Here is a 14,280-nt window from a genome sequence, read left to right as displayed (position 1 = left end):
CGCGGGGAAACACATCCTGCTTGATCCTGCCTAGAGTGGCGGAAACCAAGGACGACGATTTCGAGACGAGCGTCGCTGGGGCCGCGTGGGATCCCGACGGCGCTCGGCTACCGGCGTGCGCCGCAGAACGCGGAGCATTCATGGCGCCCTTCGGTTATGCCCGGAGGGTCCGCCACCCCTATAGCCACGACCCCAGATACAAACATTTCCAGGAAAGCCACTTTCACCATGCGGCCTTCTCGGCTGCGGCTGTTCCTTTCGCCTGGATGATGAAGAGCTCGGACGACGGTATCCCCGACCGGGCCAAGGCCTACAAGATCGATTTCCGACCCGAATTCGAGCCCGACCTCGAATTCGATAAGCTCTGGGTTCAGGAACGCCGGAACCAGCTTTCGATGCTCGACACATTCTTCGGCGCCATCGCACCGGAGGAGTCACTTGTCTTCTTCTACGCCAAGCGCACTCCGCTATCGGACGACGGGCGGCGGGTCATCGTCGGCATAGGTCGAGTTCTCAAGGTCGACCCTTCTGTCGAATACATCTACGAGAAGGGCGCGCCGTCGGATGCCATGCGCTGCGTCCTGTGGGAGCGCAATCTGCATCACTCGATACGGCCAGAGATCAAGGACGGCTTTCTCCTTCCCTACCACGACGTGATTGACCTGGCCGCAAAAGACCCCAGCATCGATTTGTCGAGTTTTGTGCTCCATGCGCCCGAGGAACATTGGGATGCATTCTCAATGGGCACAGAGCATGTGACGCATGACCAAACGATCACGGTTCTGCTCGCCTGCGCGTCGCTACTGGAGCGGCTCGAAAAAATGGTGCCTGGCAACTGGTCCGCCGCTCGGGGCTGGGTCGACAATCAGCTCAACCGAATCTGGCGGCTTCGGGGTGCCTTTCCCGGCCTAGGTTCAGCGCTAACAGCGTTCGGATTGACTCACGGCACCCTGGTCGCCCATGCTATTGGTCAACAGCTGCACGCCGACGGATCTCAGGAGGTGCGCGATCCTTGGCCGCTCGTTGAAAAGGTGCTTCACGAGCCGACACTGCTCGCCCCCGATTTGGCAGCGACAGTCGGTTCGACGGCGGCCAAGCTCTGGGACAGCCTGAAGCCAGAACGGCGGGCGCTGCTGAAGCTGCTTGCCAGATTCGAGATCACCGCCGATCAGGCGACCCGATGGTTTGTAACCGAGGAACGCAAGCGGGCAGCCATCACGGATTCCGACGCAGAAATTCTAGCGAACCCGTATCTTTGCTTCGAAGACGACCGCGGACGCATAGACCCGATTTCGGCAGCAGTGATCGATCGTGGGCTGTTCCCCGACGCTACGATTGCGGCAGCGGCGCCCGTACCTGATCCCTCCCGCTGTGCGGAGGCGATTGATCCCCGTCGCGGCCGCGCCTTTATGATCACCACGCTCGATCGAGCAGCTGGTGAAGGGCATACCTTGCTTCCCCAATCTTGGCTCGTGCAACGCGTCCGCGACCTCGACATCTCGCCCCAATGCGCAATCGGCGCCGATTGGATCGAGGCATTTGGCACGTTCTTGAAGGCAAGGATCGCCGTCGCCCGTATGGCGGATGGCACGCCCGCATGGCAGCTCCAGGAGTATGTAGAGTCACGCGACATCATCTCGGCTCGTGTGAAGCGGCGCCTCGCGGGCAAACGCCATGCTGGTGAGCACGATTGGCGAGCCCTCATCGACCAGCAGCTTCCGCCATTTGCCGACGCGAGCGACCCCGAAACGGAAGAGCTTGCGCGCATCGAAAAAGCCAAAGCGCTGGAGGAGATTTATCGGTCCCGGTTTTCGGTTCTGATCGGGCCTGCTGGCACGGGCAAGACGAGCCTGTTGACGGCCCTCCTGTCGTTGCCGTCGGTCGCCGCCGGGGGTGTCCTCCTGCTCGCCCCGACCGGCAAAGCGCGAGTTCAGATGCAAAAGCGGGCCAACAATGCGCAGGCCTACACACTTGCGCAATTTTTGTTGGCACTCGGACGCTATGACCCGCTGACCGGGGCCTATCGCGTTACCGATGACGCCAACCGCGAGCGCGGCTTCAAGACTGTAGTCATCGACGAGTGCTCGATGCTGACCGAAGACCAATTGGCGGCCACCCTTGACGCAATAGAGACAACGGCGGTCGAGCGATTGATTTTGGTGGGCGATCCGAGGCAGCTCCCGCCAATCGGCGCGGGTCGCCCCTTTGTCGACATCGTTCGCTATTTGAACGACGAACATGCCATCGCAAATAACGAGGCGCTCGCCGGGTATGCGGAACTTAAGATCGTGCGCCGGCAGACCGAGCAATCAGTCGCGGCGGGACAGCCGCCAGCGGCTCGTGACGACATCATCTTGTCGAGGTGGTTCGGGGGAGAGGCTCCCGATCCCGGTGCTGATGAAGCCTGGGATCGTCTAGCCAGCGGCAAGTCGATCGGCATTCGAGCTGTTCGCTGGGAAGGCGACACCGACCTCCAGACAAAGCTTCTTGCCGAAATCAAGGCAGCGACGCGGGCCATTTCGCACAAGCAAGGCTTCGACGATGAGCGAGACGACGCCACCTTCGAAATTAGCCTCGGCGGTCGTCCGTATAATAAGGCGGTCTACTTCAACCTGTCGCGTTCGGAAAAGGACGCCAAGGGCGTCGAAAGCCGTCGTGGTGGAGGCGCCGACGCTGAGGCATGGCAGATACTGTCACCGGTGCGCGCTGGCGAGACTGGCGTAGACGGTTTGAACCGGTGGCTTCAGAAGTCCTTCCGGCGGCAAGCGCGTGCTTGGGCCGAGCCCGAAAAATATTGGGAGCGAAAGACCTGCAAGCCGTTGGGCGCACAAGGGGTCCTGTACGGCGACAAAGTGATCAATGTCGCCAATGCGAGGCGGTACGACGTCTATCCAAAAATGGAGAAGGGTTATCTCGCAAACGGCGAGATCGGAATCGTTGTGGGCCAGTTCAAAGGGAGCAGTTGGAAGCCAAAGGGGCTCCCCTGGAAGATCGAGGTCGAATTCTCTTCGCAGCTCGGCTTCAAGTTTGGCTTTGGAGGGAGTGATTTCGGCGATGAAGGCGAAGCGCCTTTGGAGCTCGCTTATGCGTTGACCATCCACAAAGCCCAAGGCAGCGAATTCGGGATGACGTTCATCGTGGTCCCGAACCCCTGCCGCCTGCTTTCGCGCGAACTGCTCTACACCGCATTGACTCGTCAACGCGAAGAAGTGGTCCTCTTTCACCAGGGCGACCTTCGGGCCCTCCTTAAGCTGTCTCTATCCGAGCATTCCGAGACCGCCCGTCGGCTGACAAATCTGTTTTCCGATCCCAAGCCTGTCGAGCATGTCGGGGCCTTCCTCGAAGAAGGACTCATTCACCGCACCACCCGGGGCGAGTTAGTCCGCTCAAAATCGGAGGTGATCATTGCCAATCTGCTTCACGCCCTTGGCATCACCTACGCCTACGAACAACCCTTCACAGGGCAGGACGGCAGCGTTCGATATCCTGACTTCACGATTGAAGACGCAGAGACTGGTCGGCGCATCTTTTTGGAGCATCTTGGGCTGCTGTCCGAACCAGCATATCGACGCCGCTGGCTAGCGAAGCTGGATTGGTATCGCTCTCAAGGGGTGTTGCCGGAAGACGAGGGGGAGGGTGACGCCGGCATCTTAGTCACGACCACCGAGGGAGGTGGTATAGACTCAGTAGATATTGAGCAGAAGCTACGATCCCTTCTCGGACTTTGATAGTTAAGGCGATCAGTACGCGCCCCGGATCGCTCTGCAAGATTTCAAATATCACATCGGTTCGATCGACAGACGGCAAATGGAGACGGGAGTTTTTCGGCCGACCTGATCAGATACGGGGAGATCGTCTAGATTTTCGCTCTCATGAGCTTTCGCGCAACGGGTTGATCGTGTCGATCTCGGTGAAATGCTTCTCGTTGTCTGTGACGATCGTGCAGCCGTTGGATTCCGCAACGGCGGCAATGATTGTGTCGAGCGCGCAGCGCGGGCGACCGGCGGCTGTTCCTTCGGACATGAGCCTCGCCCAAATGAGACCTGCCTTCTCATCGAAGGGGAGAACGCGCCCGGCGAAGAGAGCTGATGGGCCTTCCGGCCCTGCGAACCACGCTTCGAGCTGATCGCGCTTGCGGCCGGTAGGCTTCTCCAGCGACGGCAAGATTCGCGGGCTTATCGAGACCTGCAGCGAACCCGAAAGGCTAGCCCCGCAGGCCCAATGCTTATTCTGAGCGCTTCGGCTCACCCTGCCTTTGCGAAATCGCGGCTGAGGTGCGGGCTGGTGAAGCCGAGCTTCGCCAGGCCAATCCGTATTTCTGGTGCGGCCATGAACAGATCCCATAAGAGCCCTGTCCGGTGGTTCTCGATCATGGCGACGATCGGCCCCTGATTGATCGCAAGATAGGTTCGGGAATACCAGTTTCGGTTTTCGCAAAACGCATCAACAAAACCGAAGCGCCCCCAGATGCGCTTTCGGGGTTTGATCAGGAAGCCTCGTAACGCGCACATGGCTTCTGTCGGCACGTAGGGGAAACTCGACAGCCCGGCGCTCGGCGTGATGACGCCCAAATCCCTATCCGGTGCATGTGCAACGTAGCCTCCGGGGCCATGGCTCGATGTCAGGCCCCAGCAATCCGGACCATATCCGACATGCCCGAGCGGATTGAGGACGCAATGCCGATGATTGATCTGGGCGTGCCGAACGTTCTGGTCCCAATAATCAGCATGGCGATCAACGAGGCCGCGCGGATCGAGCCCACAGAAAGAGTAATGGGCGAAGAAGAGCGGACCGCCGAAATTCATGCCGAGCGGCAACGAGATGCCGTGGTACGCACGCCCGTTTTGAAAGCTGGATCCGGCGACGAAGCCCTCGTGATAGATCTTCGGATCGATAGGGTGGCATGACGATCCCGCCGCCAGCACAAAACTGAGCAGGCATTCGTTCCAGCCCGTGATCGGGCTATCCATCGCCCAGCCATGGTTCCGGCTCCAGTGCCAGTGGAGCTGCTGGTCTCCGCGTACGAACCAGTCCCACTCGGTCTGGTTTAGCATCCCGTTCACACGATCGCGCAGGGTGCTTTCTTCTGCAGTGTTGGCGGCAAAATATTCGCGGGCGCAGATCAATCCCTGGAACAAGAAGGTTGTCTCGACGAGGTCCGCCCCGTCATCCCTGCGCCGGAAGGGGATGGTGTCACCTGTGCAGCCATTGATGAAATGTGGAAACATGCCGTGGTAGCGCGGCGAACGTTCCAGGAAGTCGAGCATCTGGAGCAATCGCCGCAGCGCTGCACCGCGATCGATCCAATCGCGTTCAACCGCGACGATAAGAGCCATGATGCCGAAGCCGGTGCCGCCAATCGCGACGAGATCATTGGCAGGGTCGCCGGTGGTCTTCTGCCGATCGCGAGCAAGGCCGCTGACCGGATGGGCGCCCTCCCAAAAGTATCCGACCGTCTGCCGCTGGACGATGTCCAGCAGCGCGTCGTCGTCAAGCTCGGCGGCGTGTGGTGGTAGATTGGGTGAGGCAAATGAAGGCATTATCGGCCGGACGCTGTACGATTGATCGACGTTCTTATAGCGACGTCGCACTCACGCTGCGAATAAGGTGAGCTGCCGCTCATCCGGCGACCGGCCTGACCACTCAGCGCGACGATGAGCATACTCTTCCTCAAAACGTTCACGCTCGAAAAACCACACACGCATCAGCGGATAGATCCGTTGGTCATATAGCCGCCGCTGCTCGTTGGTCAGTTGCTCGAAATCCCAATCGTCGAGCAAGAAGACGACCTCGTCTTCGGGCCGTCCGTCGTCGAAATAGCCTTCCTCGCACATCTCTTCGAGAATGCCGGCATCAGCGGTTTGGAAAAGCCACTCGCCGCGCTCTTCCTCCGACGTAAGCCTGAAATGCTGGGGTTCCCTGACGAGCTCGAGATCGGCCGAGCTTGGGATTTTGTCGACAGCCCAGCCGGCACAGCAAGCCTGAACCGCCGCTTGGTCGGCCTCGTCCCAGACGGTGCAGATCGCGAGTTCTTCCTCGGGCACTTTGCCGGCAAAGCCGCGGATGTCCCAACCTTCGACAACAAAGCGCGCCGTCGCCGCCTGATCTGGGGTGACGCCGGCCTCGTCGAACACGTCCTGTGCGGCGAGCAGGCCGCGCACGATTTCTTCCAGCTGCGCTCCTTCGACGCGGATGGTGATGGTCATCACCTGTCTCCATTGCTGTTCGGGAGCTTCGGAGCTTCGACGCCTTCGCCTTCCGCAGAGGTCATGACATCATCCCGATTGACTCTTACCCAAGACGAGAACAAATGTAGAACATATCACAGGCTTTTCGCGTTTCAAGGGTCAGATGAGTGTATCGGCGCCCCCTGCTGCCATTTCCGAGCTTCGAGAACGCATCGCGCGTCTCGAGGGCGGAAGCGCGCGCGCCCGCACGGTTTTGCCGTTCGGAGTGGCTGCCATCGACAGGGTTCTGCCGGGAGGAGGATTGGCCTTTGGCGGTCTGCACGAGGTGGCAGGCGGCGGAAATGGCGCCGTCGATGGCGCGGCCGCGGCACTGTTTGCAGCGGGAATTGCCGCGCGGACTGCCGGCAAGGTGCTGTGGTGCGTTACCCGGCCCGATCTTTTCGCGCCTGCGATCGAACAGGCCGGCCTTCCTCCGGGACGGGTAATCTATGTCGAAGCCGGCGACGAAAAATCCGCTCTCGGCTGTTTTGAGGAGGGGCTTCGTGGCGGCTTTGGCGCCGTCGTTGCCGAGATTGCCCGGCTTTCGATGACGGCCTCACGGCGTCTGCAGCTTGCCGCCGAAAGCTCCGGCGCCATCGGCATCGCCATTCGCCGCTGGCGTCGGCAGACGGAGGCAACCGATTTTTGCCAGCCAACCGCCGCCGAGACACGCTGGCGGGTGTCGGTCCTGCCGTCGACGCCATTGCCGGTACCGGGCATCGGACGGGCGCGCTGGCACGTTGAGCTGATCCGATGCCGGGCCGGAGAGAGTGCAGATTTTACAGTGGAGGCATGCGATGCCAAGGGTCGTATCGCTCTTCCTTCCGTTGTGGTTGACAGACCGCTTCAGAAGGAAATCGGGCGACGCCGCGCCTCCGCCTGAGACGCCGCTCGTACTCATCGGCCGCGACGGTCGTCGCCGTGTCGTGCTCGCCGCCGATGCGGCAGCCCACGCGGCCGGCCTGCGCATCGGCATGCCGGGGAGCAAGGCGCAGGCGCTCGTCCCGGGCCTGATTGTTCATGACGCCGAGCCCGACGCCGACGAAATCGCGCTCGAGCGGTTGGCGCTGTGGGCGTTGCGCCGCTATGCGCCTATCGTCGCCGTCGATCCCGCGGACGGCCTCGTCATCGACACGACCGGCGCCGATCATCTGCATGGCGGCGAGGCGGCAATGCTTACCGGGATGGTGGAGCGGCTTGCCGCATCCCGCATTACGGCGCGGGCGGCGGTCGCCGACACCTGGGGTGCCGCGCATGCGCTGGCCCGCTTCGGCGGGCGGCAGACCATCGTTATTCCATCCGGCGAGACGGCGCAGGCGGTCCTGCCTTTGCCGATCGCGGCGCTTCGCTTGGCCGCCAGCACGGTCGATAGCCTGAGGCGGCTCGGCTTCGAGACAATTGCGGATCTCGCCGGCACGCCGCGCGCGGCGCTCGCCTTGCGTTTCGGGCCGGAACCCGGCCGCCGCCTCGACCAGGCCTTTGCCCGGGTCAGCGAAACGATCGAGCCGATCCGGCCGGAGGAAATCGTCGAGGTGCGCCGCAATTTTGCCGAGCCGATCGGCGCGCCAGAGACGATCGCGCGCTATACCGGCAAGCTGGTGGCCGAACTTTGCGCCGAACTCGAGACGCGAGGGCAGGGCGCGCGGCGGCTCGACCTTCTGTTCTTCCGCGTCGATAACCGCATCGAGGCGATCCGTGCCGGCACTGCAACGCCGGTGCGCGATGTGAAGCGCCTGACCCGACTCCTCACCGACAAGATCGAGACGATCGATCCAGGGTTCGGAATCGAGCTGATGCGGCTTGCCGCGACGGTCGCCGAGCCGCTGCGGGCCAAGCAGATGATTTCCTCGCTCGCCGAGGCGCCGGAGCCCGACGTCTCCGATGTCATCGACATCCTCGCAAACCGTGTCGGCGAGGACCGGCTCTATCGCTTCGCCCCGGTGCAGAGCGACGTTCCCGAACGCTCGGTTCAACGCATTGCGCCGATGGCGCCCGACACCGGCGAGGGCTGGCCCGGCCATTGGCCGCGTCCGTCGCGGCTGCTGCCGCAACCCGAGCCGATCGAGACGGTCGCACTTCTTCCCGACCATCCGCCCGTGACCTTCACCTGGCGCGGCGTGCGCCGCCGCATAAAGCGGGCGGACGGCCCGGAACGCGTTTTCGGAGAATGGTGGAAGCGCGACGCCGAGCTCGCGGCGGTGCGGGATTATTTTCAGGTCGAGGACCAGAACGGCGAGCGCTACTGGGTCTACCGCGCCGGCGACGGCGAAGACGCCGCGACCGGATCGCACAAATGGTTCATGCACGGGATCTTCGGATGATCGTCGGAACTCGATATGCCGAGCTGCAGGTCACCTCGCATTTCTCGTTCCTGCGGGGTGCATCGTCCTGCGAGGAGCTGTTTGCGCAGGCCGCACTGCTCGGTATCGAGGCGCTCGCTGTCGTCGACCGCAATTCGCTTGCCGGCATCGTGCGCGCGCATGAAGCGGCAAAGACGACAGGCGTCCGGCTGATCGTCGGCTGCCGTCTCGATCTCGCCGATGGCATGTCGATCCTGATCTATCCGACCGACCGACCGGCCTATTCGCGCCTCTGCCGCCTGCTTTCGCTCGGCAAGGGCAGGGCCGGCAAGGCGAAGTGTCATCTCGATTGGGATGACGTCGTTGCCTATGGCGAGGGACTGATCGCGGTGCTCGTTCCCGACGAGGCTGATGACCTCTGTGCCGTCCGTCTGCGGCGGCTGCGCGAGGCTTTCGTGGATCGCGCCTATCTAGCGCTCACCTTGCGCAGGCGCCCGAACGATCAGCTCCGACTTTACGAACTGGCAAACGTGGCGGCAGCGATGCGCGTGCCCACCGTCGTCACCAATGACGTGCTCTTCCACGAACCGGCCCGCCGCATCATGCAGGACGTCGTCACCTGCATTCGCCACAACGTCACCATCGATGACGCCGGCTTCCAACGGGAACGTCATGCCGATCGCTATCTCAAGCCAACCGAGGAGATGGCGCGACTGTTCAGCAATTATCCTGAGGCCTTGGCGCGCACGGTCGAAATCGCCGACCGCTGCCGTTTCTCGATGGACGAGCTCGCCTACCAATACCCGGAGGAAAAGACCATGCCGGGGCTGACGGCCCAGCAAGCGTTGGAAAAGCTTACCTGGGAAGGTGCGGCCCGACGCTATCCCGAGGGTCTGCCCGATAAGGTCGTTGGCATTCTGAAACACGAACTGCGGCTGATCGAGACGCTCGAATACGCGCCGTACTTTCTCACCGTGAACTCGATCGTCCGCTTCGCCCGCAGCCAGGACATCCTTTGCCAGGGCCGCGGCTCGGCCGCCAATTCGGCCGTCTGCTATGTGCTCGGCATCACCTCCATCGATCCCGAACGCAACAAACTCCTGTTTGAGAGGTTCGTAAGCCAGGAACGGCGTGAGCCACCTGACATTGACGTCGATTTCGAGCATGAACGGCGCGAGATCGTCATGCAGTGGGTCTATGAAACCTACGGCCGCGACCACGCAGCGCTTTGCTCGACTGTCATTCGCTACAGGACGAAAGGTGCCGTTCGTGATGTTGGCAAGGCGCTCGGCCTGCCCGAGGACATGACCAAACTCCTGTCATCGCAAGTCTGGGGCCATGGCGAGGCGGTCGATGAGCAGCGCGCGCGAGAGCTCAACCTCAATCTCGGCGACCGTCGGTTGCCCCTGACCCTGGAGCTCGCGGCGCAACTTGCGGGCACACCGCGGCATCTCTCGCAGCATCCGGGCGGCTTTGTCCTGACGCATGATCGTCTTGACGACCTCGTGCCGATCGAGCCGGCGGCGATGAAGGACCGCCAGGTGGTGGAATGGGACAAGGACGATATCGACGCCCTCAAATTCATGAAAGTGGATGTCTTGGCCCTGGGCATGCTCACCTGCATGAAGAAGTCATTCGATCTCCTGTCCGAGCACAAGGGCGTCACACTCGACCTGGCGACGATCCCGGCCGAAGATCCGCGCACCTATGCGATGATCAGGAAGGCCGACACACTTGGCGTGTTCCAGATCGAATCCCGCGCGCAGATGTCGATGCTACCGCGCATGAAGCCCAGGACATTCTACGACCTGGTCATCGAGGTTGCGATCGTTCGGCCGGGGCCGATCCAGGGCGACATGGTCCATCCCTATCTTCGCCGGCGCGATGGGACGGAAGAGGTGACGTTTCCGACACCAGAGCTCGAGCGCGTTCTCGGCAAGACACTCGGCGTACCGCTGTTTCAAGAGCAGGCAATGCAGGTCTCCATGGTCTGCGCCGGCTTTTCTGCCGGCGAGGCCGACCAGTTGCGGCGCGCCATGGCCACCTTCAAGCACACCGGCGGCGTCTCGAAATTCCGCGACAAGCTGATCAACGGCATGATCGCCAACGGCTACACCTCGGAGTTTGCCGAAAAGACCTTTTCGCAACTGGAGGGTTTTGGAAGCTACGGCTTCCCTGAAAGCCACGCCGCCTCCTTCGCCCTGATCGCTTATGCCTCGAGCTGGATGAAATGCTGGCATCCGGATGTGTTCTGTGCGGCGCTCTTAAACTCGCAGCCGATGGGCTTTTATCTGCCGGCCCAGATCGTGCGTGACGCCCGCGATCATGGCGTCGAGGTGCGCCCCGTCTGCGTCAATGCCAGCCGCTGGGATTGCACGCTGGAGCCGACCGATGTCGAAGATTGCTTCGCTGTCCGGCTTGGCCTGCGCATGGTGAAGGGTCTCGCCAATGATGACGCAGCCGCGATCGTCGCGGCACGGGCCGACGAGCCCTTCGCCTCAGTTGACGATCTTTGGCGCCGCGCCGGCGTGCCAGCGGCTTCACTGGTCCAGCTCGCCGAGGCCGATGCCTTTTTGCCGGATCTGAACCTTGCCCGCCGCGATGCGCTCTGGGCGATCAAGGCGCTGCGCGATGAACCTTTGCCCCTGTTTGCGGCCGCCACGTCCCGTGAACAGAGGACCGTGCCGGAAATCCGCGAGCCTGTCATCACCCTCAGGCCAATGACGGCCGGTCGCGAGGTCGTCGAGGATTATGGCCATGTCGGGCTGACCTTGCGCAGCCACCCCGTCTCGTTCCTGCGTGCCGATCTTTGCCGGCGCCGCATCGTGACCTGTCAGGAAGCCATGCAGGCGCGAGACAGAAGCTGGCTCCAGGCCGCCGGCCTGGTGCTGGTCCGGCAGCGGCCGGGATCGGCCAAAGGCGTGATGTTCCTCACCATGGAAGATGAGACGGGCGCCGCAAACGTCGTCGTCTGGGTCAAGGTGTTCGAGAAATTCCGGCGCGTGCTTCTTTCGTCGGCCATGCTCGGCGTCCGCGGACGCATCCAGAGGGAAGGGGAGGTGGTGCATCTCGTCGCCCACGAGCTGACTGATCTGTCGGCCGAACTGGCGAGCGTCGGAAACCGCGAGGCGCCGTTTCCGTTGCCACACGGCCGCGGCGACGAGGCTCATCACGGCGGATCGGGCATCGATCCCCGTGGCATGCCGAAGGCACGCGATATCGTCGATCCCTACGAGCATATCGACCGCATCAAGGTGAAGACGCGGGATTTCCGGTAGAGGCATGGAAACGCTGGCGACAATTCTCCATGCCGATCTCGATGCCTTCTACGCATCGGTCGAGCAACTGCTGAACCCCGTCCCTGCGCGGCAAGCCGATCGCCGTCGGCGGCGGTGTCGTGCTTGCCGCCTCCTACGAGGCAAGGGCATTCGGCGTTCGCGGCGGCATGCCGGGACGGCGGGCGCGCGAGCTCTGTCCGCAGCTGATTTTCGTCGCCGGTCATTTCAAGGACTATCAGCGGCTGGGTGACGCTGCGATCGCCATCCTCGGGACTACACGCCGCTCGTCGAGCGCATCTCGATCGACGAGGCCTTTGCCGATGTCGCGGGCTTGCACCCATCTGTTCGGCTCACCGGCAGACATTGCAGCGACACTATGGCGACCCGTCAGGTGGTTGGCAACCGAAGGGTGCACTGGTCTTCAACCAGAAAGTTGTGCAAAGTCGACATTCATAAAGGGCATAACAGGGCGGGGAAAATGCGATGCCATATCGACGAGAATTCATTTTGCCACCAGTCGTCGCCGATCTGGTGGCAGCGCGTAACAAGTTGCGAGAGCACTACAAATCTGCGAGCCTCAAATTCACGCTCGACGGCAACCTGGTCGGCGACATCGGGGAAGCCGTCGCGGCGGAGATTTTCGGTATTCGACTCGTGCGCGGGAACGGGACTGGCATCGACGGTCACGCTGCCGACGGGCGTAGCGTGCAGGTGAAGGCGACGGGAACAGGACGCGGACCGGTCTTCAGATGTGTCGATACCCGAGCCGACCACTTGCTGTTTCTCGATTTCGACTTTGAGAGCCTCGGGGGAGAAATCATTTTCAACGGCCCCGAGCATGTTGCCCTCGCGAACATGCCAGAGGCCTGGATCGGCCAGCGCCCGGTGTCGAAGGTTCAGATCAGGGCGGCTGATGCCCTTGTGCCGATCGAGGATCGCTTGATGCGCGAGGACGTCGGCTAGCAGCCGCTCTCGGACTTGATCGACGAAACCAGATTCAAACCGTCAACCTGCTTTGTCGTCACAACCGACGAGCCGTTACAGACTTTGCCTTTCCGGGTTTCGAACTCGTAGCGTGCCCGATATCGGTTCCGGGATAGCTGCGTCACCTCCAGCAGTTTCAGCGGCCGTTTCAGATCCCCGTAGAAATCCGTAAGCGCCACTGCCGAAAACGGTCCCTTGCCCCGTTTTTCAGGGATCACGTTCATCGCGGCCGATGCCCCGTCCCCAGTCTCCAGATACAGGTAGAACGCTTCCACAGTTGTTTGTGCCAACGAGACGTCGGCAGGTTCCTCGTTGAGAGAGGCGGAAACCACCGTCATCAATAATGGCGCATGGTGATGGCCAGTGTGCTCGCCGAAAGGATCGTTGCCCCTCACCTCAACAGCCTCCCCGACGAGTTTCGCCAGGATGCCTTTTTGGTCGATCAGCTGTATTCGGTCGATGGTTTGGCCATCTTCGAGGAAATCATCTCCGGTCACGCAAAACGGTAAATCCAGCGTCAGAATGTATGAGGGTTCCGGCGTATCGCCCTTCCGGACATCCTCATAATTCGGCGGCCCGGCAAACATTGGGCGGCTCAGATCACCAGATGCTGAAATCTCCGGCTGCTTGGAGAGATCGAGACAAGCGGCTGCGGGCCATGAGATGGCTGCCGTGAAAACGAGTACGAGTGTCGTTTTGATCATTTCTTGCCTCCCTGCTTTCGGTCGGCCTGATCCTTCTGGATGGCCTTTTCGAACCAACCCGGAACTTCGCCGACCTGTGTGTCGAAGATGCTCTCGGGAACATTCTGCCAGAACGAAACGATGGCATCAGAGAACGCCTGCAGCTGATCGTCGCTTACCTTGAGATGCGTGTGATCACGATATTCCAGGTTTGAGAGAGCCCGCCCTGAACCCTCGAACGGATCGGGCAGATATTCCGGATATCGGCTCTTCAGATCATCGAGGGAATCGCCTTTGCCGTGTTTGTAGACATTGACCACACGGCGGCATGCATCGAGCTTGCTGAAATAATCCGTGGTTCGGACAGGCCAGCCAAGGCATTCTAATAACTCGGCGATCTGATCGAAATTGACCGACCACATTTTCGCGGCGGCAATATCACCATGATGCCAGTGCCTAATCTCGCGAGCCAGCCAACCACGTAACTGCTTGTCCCACTCATGGAACATCCCGGCGACAACGCTCAGGCGAGTGTTCTCGCGCATATCACTTAGGAGGCCGTAAAACTCGATCCGGACGTCGTTTGCCGCCTCGTAGAAGCTACCTTCGTCATGTCGATCCGGATCAAAGTACCTACCACTTTCCTCTAACCACTCCTCGGCTGCTTGGTCGGCATCTGCTTCGTTGTTGTCAAACTGCGAAAGCAAACGCTTCCGAGCTTGCTCGACATAGAACAAATGCCCCCTAATCAAGGATTGCCGAAACTGCCCCCACATCTGGAACAAGGCATAAGTCATGCCGTCACCAC

Annotated in this window: 9 protein-coding genes and 2 pseudogenes; 6 read left to right on the top strand and 5 right to left on the bottom strand. The window is 61.4% G+C overall.

All coding sequences use genetic code 11. The features are described from left to right. The first annotated feature begins 20 nt into the window (after window positions 1–20). On the top strand, window positions 21–3,728 hold the full coding sequence (locus tag ACSQ3L_RS31125) for an AAA family ATPase (protein WP_436163636.1): 3,708 nt from the start codon (window positions 21–23) through the stop codon (window positions 3,726–3,728). A gap of 142 nt (window positions 3,729–3,870) precedes the next feature. Here the strand turns inward: ACSQ3L_RS31125 and ACSQ3L_RS31120 are convergent. The 3 genes and pseudogenes from ACSQ3L_RS31120 to ACSQ3L_RS31110 all read right to left on the bottom strand — a co-directional run. Next, window positions 3,871–4,155, bottom strand: a pseudogene (locus ACSQ3L_RS31120) (PIN domain-containing protein); the annotation flags it as partial. A gap of 89 nt (window positions 4,156–4,244) precedes the next feature. After that, entirely contained in the window at window positions 4,245–5,540 is a 1,296-nt protein-coding gene (locus ACSQ3L_RS31115) for a glucoamylase family protein (RefSeq protein ID WP_436163635.1), read from the bottom strand. Window positions 5,541–5,591: 51 nt separating this feature from the next. Then, window positions 5,592–6,206 carry a hypothetical protein gene (locus tag ACSQ3L_RS31110; protein WP_436163634.1) on the bottom strand — a complete coding sequence of 205 codons (615 nt, stop codon included), beginning with the start codon at window positions 6,204–6,206 and terminating at the stop codon, window positions 5,592–5,594. Window positions 6,207–6,351: 145 nt separating this feature from the next. Between ACSQ3L_RS31110 and ACSQ3L_RS31105 the strand changes: the two genes are divergently transcribed. The 5 genes and pseudogenes from ACSQ3L_RS31105 to ACSQ3L_RS31085 all read left to right on the top strand — a co-directional run bounded on the left by ACSQ3L_RS31105 (window position 6,352) and on the right by ACSQ3L_RS31085 (window position 12,768). Beyond that, window positions 6,352–7,110 (top strand): ImuA family protein, encoded by a 759-nt coding sequence (locus ACSQ3L_RS31105; RefSeq protein WP_436163633.1) that lies wholly within the window; start codon window positions 6,352–6,354, stop codon window positions 7,108–7,110. Further along, window positions 7,025–8,548: a Y-family DNA polymerase gene (locus tag ACSQ3L_RS31100; RefSeq protein WP_436163632.1), complete on the top strand. Its 1,524-nt coding sequence runs from the start codon at window positions 7,025–7,027 to the stop codon at window positions 8,546–8,548. The genes ACSQ3L_RS31105 and ACSQ3L_RS31100 overlap by 86 nt, the downstream gene beginning before the upstream one ends. Continuing rightward, on the top strand, window positions 8,545–11,805 hold the full coding sequence (locus ACSQ3L_RS31095) for an error-prone DNA polymerase (RefSeq protein ID WP_436163631.1): 3,261 nt from the start codon (window positions 8,545–8,547) through the stop codon (window positions 11,803–11,805). The genes ACSQ3L_RS31100 and ACSQ3L_RS31095 overlap by 4 nt, the downstream gene beginning before the upstream one ends. Before the next feature lie 4 nt (window positions 11,806–11,809). After that, window positions 11,810–12,197: pseudogene (locus ACSQ3L_RS31090) on the top strand (DNA polymerase IV); the annotation flags it as partial. 91 nt (window positions 12,198–12,288) lie between these two features. Beyond that, window positions 12,289–12,768, top strand: coding sequence for a DUF6998 domain-containing protein (locus tag ACSQ3L_RS31085; RefSeq protein ID WP_436163630.1), 480 nt, complete (start codon window positions 12,289–12,291; stop codon window positions 12,766–12,768). Here ACSQ3L_RS31085 and ACSQ3L_RS31080 read toward each other — a convergent pair. Both ACSQ3L_RS31080 and ACSQ3L_RS31075 read right to left on the bottom strand, forming a co-directional pair. Continuing rightward, window positions 12,765–13,493 (bottom strand): hypothetical protein, encoded by a 729-nt coding sequence (locus tag ACSQ3L_RS31080; protein ID WP_436163629.1) that lies wholly within the window; start codon window positions 13,491–13,493, stop codon window positions 12,765–12,767. The two genes, ACSQ3L_RS31085 and ACSQ3L_RS31080, sit on opposite strands and share 4 nt — an antisense overlap. Beyond that, a complete protein-coding gene (locus tag ACSQ3L_RS31075; protein ID WP_292492145.1) occupies window positions 13,490–14,269 on the bottom strand; it encodes a hypothetical protein in 780 nt (259 codons plus the stop codon). Before ACSQ3L_RS31075 ends, ACSQ3L_RS31080 begins: the two co-directional genes overlap by 4 nt. Window positions 14,270–14,280 lie beyond the last annotated feature (11 nt).

It is taken from the genome of Mesorhizobium sp. LjRoot246 (genome assembly GCF_964254115.1).
GTDB lineage: Bacteria > Pseudomonadota > Alphaproteobacteria > Rhizobiales > Rhizobiaceae > Mesorhizobium.
This window is presented reverse-complemented; position numbering and strand designations above follow the sequence as displayed.

What these genes read in the sequence shown, in the direction of transcription:
- ACSQ3L_RS31110 (WP_436163634.1), bottom strand. Translation starts at nt 6,206, where the DNA reads ATGACCATCACCATCCGCGTCGAAGGAGCGCAGCTGGAAGAAATCGTG.
- ACSQ3L_RS31100 (WP_436163632.1), top strand. Translation starts at nt 7,025, where the DNA reads ATGCCAAGGGTCGTATCGCTCTTCCTTCCGTTGTGGTTGACAGACCGC.
- ACSQ3L_RS31075 (WP_292492145.1), bottom strand. Translation starts at nt 14,269, where the DNA reads ATGACTTATGCCTTGTTCCAGATGTGGGGGCAGTTTCGGCAATCCTTG.
- ACSQ3L_RS31095 (WP_436163631.1), top strand. Translation starts at nt 8,545, where the DNA reads ATGATCGTCGGAACTCGATATGCCGAGCTGCAGGTCACCTCGCATTTC.
- ACSQ3L_RS31085 (WP_436163630.1), top strand. Translation starts at nt 12,289, where the DNA reads ATGCCATATCGACGAGAATTCATTTTGCCACCAGTCGTCGCCGATCTG.
- ACSQ3L_RS31115 (WP_436163635.1), bottom strand. Translation starts at nt 5,540, where the DNA reads ATGCCTTCATTTGCCTCACCCAATCTACCACCACACGCCGCCGAGCTT.
- ACSQ3L_RS31105 (WP_436163633.1), top strand. Translation starts at nt 6,352, where the DNA reads ATGAGTGTATCGGCGCCCCCTGCTGCCATTTCCGAGCTTCGAGAACGC.
- ACSQ3L_RS31080 (WP_436163629.1), bottom strand. Translation starts at nt 13,493, where the DNA reads ATGATCAAAACGACACTCGTACTCGTTTTCACGGCAGCCATCTCATGG.